Raw genomic sequence first — 4,468 nt, forward strand, 5'->3', positions numbered from 1 at the left:
AGTAGAAGAAATATCAGAAATTCCTGCTGACGAAAGAGTAATTATAAGATCTCACGGTGTAGGAGAAAATATATACAACGAAGCTCACAGTAAAAGCGTAAAAATAGTAGACACTACATGCCCTTTTGTCAAAAAAATCCATGAAATAGTAAATGATTTTTATAAAAAGGGATATAAAATTATAATAATAGGAAATAAAAATCATCCAGAGGTTATAGGAATAAATGGATGGTGTGATGACAGCGCTGTAGTTATAAAGACTACAGAAGAAATAGATCAAATAGATTTCGATCAAAATCAAAAATACTGCGTAGTTAGCCAAACTACAGTAGACGTAGACGACTACGAAAAAATAACTTCAAAGCTAGCTTCTGTATTAAAAGACGCCACAATAAAAAACACTATCTGCTCTGCAACTAAGGAAAGACAATTATCAGCTAAAAGCCTAGCTAAGGAAGTCGACTGTATGATAGTTATAGGCGGAAAGCACAGCTCTAATACACAAAAGCTAGTAAATATCTGTAAAGAGGTTACTAATACTTTTGCTATTGAGACAAAGGATGAGCTAGATAAGGAAGAACTTAAAAAATATAGTTTAGTCGGAATAACTGCAGGAGCTTCTACTCCTGATTGGATTATATCTGATGTAATAGAATTTTTAGAATCTATATAATTTAAAATAAATAGCTAGATCTCTAGAATACAATCTAGATTTCTAGCTATTTTTAAATTCGTTCGAAAATGTCCTTTGAAGATGTTTTTATATATTTTATAAATTTCTTTACAGCTGGAACTAAATAGCTGTTTTTCTTGTAGGCAAGATAAATACTTCTATCGCAGTTTAAGTTATTTATTTTTAGCTGTTTTATCTTGAAGTTTTCAGGATTCATGATGTTTGCGACAAAGGCGACACCAAACCCCTCTGATACCAATCCGTAAATTCCATTTTCGTCCTCTCCTTCACATATGATTTTAGGAGATATGCCTTCTCTATTAAAAATATTTTTAGTAACTTTTCCAAGGGCTGTATTTTTTTCATACGCAACAACTGGATATTTTTCTATATCCTTTAAATCTACAGAATCTAATTCGCTTAACGGATGATTTTCTGGAACTATTAATACAAATTCATCTTTAAACAATAAATCAAACACTATATCTGGTTCATCTTCAACGTAAGAACAAAATACAACATCGTATTTTGAATTTTTAAGTCCTGCAACTAAATCTGCAGTTATTCCTTGTCTAAATGTAAAGGTTATATCTTTATTGTTTTCTAACTCTAAAAACGCCCTTACCTTTTTAGGTATAAAATAAGAAGCTAAAGGCGATATATACGCTATATCTATATGACCATTTGTTTCACTAGTGACTTGCTTTAATTTTTTTTCACCTATTTCTAGAGTATTTAATGCATCCTCGACGTACTCTAAATATAATTTTCCGTACTTAGTCAGCTTTACGTTTCTTCCCTGTCTTTCAAATAAATATGTACCTAATTCATTTTCTAAATTCGAAATCGCTTGACTTAAACTCGGTTGAGATATATTTAGCTCATCGGCTGCATTTCTAAAATGCTGCAATTTTGCCACTGTCTTAAAGTAATAAAGTTGATTCAAATTCATAGTTTCACCTTCTAAATAATATTAAAATGAGTATACCACAATTGATAGTTAATTCCTATCAAAAATCACAAAAATTAGTATTAGATTTATCATATTGTAGGTATTATAATTAAAATATAAATAGCGATAAAAAATTAACAAAGTTATTTTATATATACGCAAAATTTAATGGAAATTAATGTTAAAATATTTATCTAGATATAATTTTATACTAAAAATAAAAACAAAGGGGAAATACTATGGAAAAAGTAGTTGAAGTTAGAAATTTAAAACTAGGTGAAGGTATTCCAAAAATATGTGTACCTTTAGTAGGAAAAACAGATGAACAAATAATAGCAGAAGCTGAATATTTAAAAGACTTAAAATTAGATTTAGTTGAATGGAGAGTCGACCATTATGAAGGAGTTGAAGATTTAGATAAAGTAAAAAACATACTTTCAGCTCTTAGAGATAAGGTTGGTGACTTACCTATACTATTTACTTTCAGAAGTAAAAAAGAAGGTGGAGAAAGAGAAGTTTCAGATGAATACTACGCAGAGCTAAATAAAAAAATAGCAGAAACAAAAATGGTAGATTTAGTAGACGTAGAATTATTCACTGGAGATGAAATAGTAAAAGACATAGTAGAATTTGCTCACCAAAGCGGCGTAAAGGTAGTTATGTCAAACCACGATTTCTTCAAAACACCAGAAAAAGAAGAAATAATAAAAAGACTTTGTAAGATGCAAGACTTAGGTGCAGACCTACCTAAGATAGCAGTTATGCCTAACACATCAGAAGATGTAATAACTTTACTAGCTGCTACTGAAGAAATGTCAACTAAATACGCAAAAACACCAATTATAACAATGTCTATGGGCGGACTTGGACTTGTAAGCCGTCTAGCTGGAGAAACATTTGGTTCAGCACTTACATTTGGAGCAGCTAAGGTTGCATCAGCTCCAGGACAAATATCAGTAGATAAACTAGCTGAAATACTTGATGTAATGCATCAAAGCAGATAATAAAAATACATAAATAATAATACCTAACTTAAATAAATAAAAAATAATCATTCTTTAGAAATTGGAGGAATTAAAAAATGGCAGAAAGAATAACAGGACATACAGAATTAATAGGTTTAATAGCAACACCAATTAGACATTCATCATCACCAAGAATGCACAATGAAGCATTTGCAAAATTAGGACTTGACTACGCTTACATAGCATTTGAAGTAGGTGCAGAAGATTTAGAAGATACAATAAAAGGATTTAGAGCTATGAAGGTTAGAGGATCAAACGTATCTATGCCTAACAAAACAATAGTTCATAAATACCTTGACAAATTATCTGAAGCTGCAGAAATCTGCGGTGCTGTAAACACTATAGTAAACGACAACGGTGTTTTAACAGGACATATAACAGATGGAATCGGATACATGACAGGATTAAAGGATGCTGGTATAGATGTAATCGGCAAAAAAATGACAATAGTAGGTGCAGGTGGAGCAGCTACTGCAATTCAAGTACAAGCTGCACTTGATGGAGTTAAAGAAATATCTATATTCAATAGAAAAGATGAATTTTATAAAAGAGCTGAAAAAACAGTTAAAGATATAAACGAAAGAACTAACTGTAAAGCTACTTTATACGATTTAGATGATTTAGATAAATTAAAAGAAGAAATAGCTTCAAGCTACCTATTTGCCAATGCTACAGGAATGGGTATGAAACCACTTGAAGGACAAACTTATATACCTGACAAATCATTTTTAAGAAAAGACTTAATAGTTACAGATGTTGTATATGCTCCAACAGAAACAGCTTTATTAAAAATGGCTAAAGAAGTTGGTTGTAAAACTTTAAATGGCTTCCCTATGATGTTATTCCAAGGTGCTGCAGCATTTAAATTATGGACTGGACAAGATATGCCTGTTGAGTACATAAAAGAAACAATGGGTATCCAATATTAATAGATATACAATAATAATACACTTTTATATATTCTTGATTTCCAAGAAAAAATTGACTATCATAAAATCAAATCTTCGATAGTCAATTTTTTCTTTTTTTATTTTTTCTTTTTAAATAAAATTAAGTATGTAAATATTGTTATTAAAAGTCCGATTGCAGCTGCAATTAAAAACTTAAGTGCATATATATGTATATCTGCAACTGGTACACTGTCGTTTATTCTAAAAATAAAATAATCTATACTTACACTATCTGTATTCAAATTTGACTTTTGTAGTAATCCCAGCTGTATAAACTTAAAAATTAGTGAAGAAGTTATTACAGTTAATATTGATAAAATTATAAGCTTGATATGATTTTTTATACCTTTCATTCTTTAGTTTCCTTTCATATATTTGTTGACCTTGTAAGATTTTTCTAATTATACTATATATCTATATACTAGCACAAAGGATATGTGTTTTTGTATATAATATTTATTTTTGGTATTATTATATTAGAAAATCTTTAAATGAGGAGAATATAAAATAATGTACAAAATTATGATTATAGAAGATGAAGCTAATATTAGAATAGAATTAAAGACAATACTTGAAAATGCTCTGTACAATGTAGTACTAGTAGATAAATTTGAAAATGTACTAAATCAGATAATCGATGAAAATCCAGATATAATCTTGCTAGATGTCAATTTACCAAATAGAAGTGGGCTAGATATCTGCATGGATTTGAGAAAAACTTCAGATATTCCAGTAATATTTGTAACTAGTAAAAATACTTCTATGGACGAGTTAAATTGTATAACATTAGGTGGAGATGACTATATATCAAAGCCTTACAATCCACCGATTTTGTTGGCTAGAATATCATCTATATTGAAGAGGACCA

At 29.6% G+C, this 4,468-nt stretch carries 6 protein-coding genes; 4 read left to right on the forward strand and 2 right to left on the reverse strand.

The window, feature by feature from the left end; genetic code table 11:
• The coding region (gene ispH / locus ACI3VO_RS07090; protein ID WP_439757236.1) for a 4-hydroxy-3-methylbut-2-enyl diphosphate reductase at positions 1-673 on the forward strand (673 nt) is incomplete at its 5' end.
• A gap of 52 nt (positions 674-725) precedes the next feature.
• Here the strand turns inward: ispH and ACI3VO_RS07095 are convergent.
• The gene (locus tag ACI3VO_RS07095; protein WP_439757237.1) at positions 726-1,625 is read right to left on the reverse strand and encodes a LysR family transcriptional regulator; all 900 of its coding nucleotides are present in this window, start codon (positions 1,623-1,625) and stop codon (positions 726-728) included.
• Between the two features lie 239 nt (positions 1,626-1,864).
• Here ACI3VO_RS07095 and aroD point away from each other — a divergent pair, with 239 nt between their 5' ends.
• Both aroD and ACI3VO_RS07105 read left to right on the forward strand, forming a co-directional pair.
• On the forward strand, positions 1,865-2,629 hold the full coding sequence (aroD, locus tag ACI3VO_RS07100; protein WP_439757238.1) for a type I 3-dehydroquinate dehydratase: 765 nt from the start codon (positions 1,865-1,867) through the stop codon (positions 2,627-2,629).
• A gap of 77 nt (positions 2,630-2,706) precedes the next feature.
• The gene (locus ACI3VO_RS07105) at positions 2,707-3,579 is read left to right on the forward strand and encodes a shikimate dehydrogenase (RefSeq protein WP_320924924.1); all 873 of its coding nucleotides are present in this window, start codon (positions 2,707-2,709) and stop codon (positions 3,577-3,579) included.
• A gap of 98 nt (positions 3,580-3,677) precedes the next feature.
• On the opposite strand, the gene ACI3VO_RS07110 is transcribed toward ACI3VO_RS07105, so the two are convergent.
• Complete coding sequence (locus ACI3VO_RS07110) at positions 3,678-3,953, reverse strand: hypothetical protein (protein ID WP_439757239.1); 276 nt, start codon at positions 3,951-3,953, stop codon at positions 3,678-3,680.
• Positions 3,954-4,110: 157 nt separating this feature from the next.
• Here ACI3VO_RS07110 and ACI3VO_RS07115 point away from each other — a divergent pair.
• On the forward strand, positions 4,111-4,468 hold a 358-nt coding region (locus ACI3VO_RS07115), incomplete at its 3' end, for a response regulator transcription factor (protein WP_439757240.1).

This window comes from Intestinibacter sp. (assembly GCF_051866655.1).
Taxonomy (GTDB): Bacteria; Bacillota; Clostridia; order Peptostreptococcales; family Peptostreptococcaceae; genus Intestinibacter.

Excerpts from the sequence above, each read along its gene's own strand:
- ACI3VO_RS07095 (WP_439757237.1), bottom strand. The coding sequence starts at position 1,625 with ATGAATTTGAATCAACTTTATTACTTTAAGACAGTGGCAAAATTGCAG.
- aroD (WP_439757238.1), top strand. The coding sequence starts at position 1,865 with ATGGAAAAAGTAGTTGAAGTTAGAAATTTAAAACTAGGTGAAGGTATT.
- ACI3VO_RS07105 (WP_320924924.1), top strand. The coding sequence starts at position 2,707 with ATGGCAGAAAGAATAACAGGACATACAGAATTAATAGGTTTAATAGCA.
- ACI3VO_RS07110 (WP_439757239.1), bottom strand. The coding sequence starts at position 3,953 with ATGAAAGGTATAAAAAATCATATCAAGCTTATAATTTTATCAATATTA.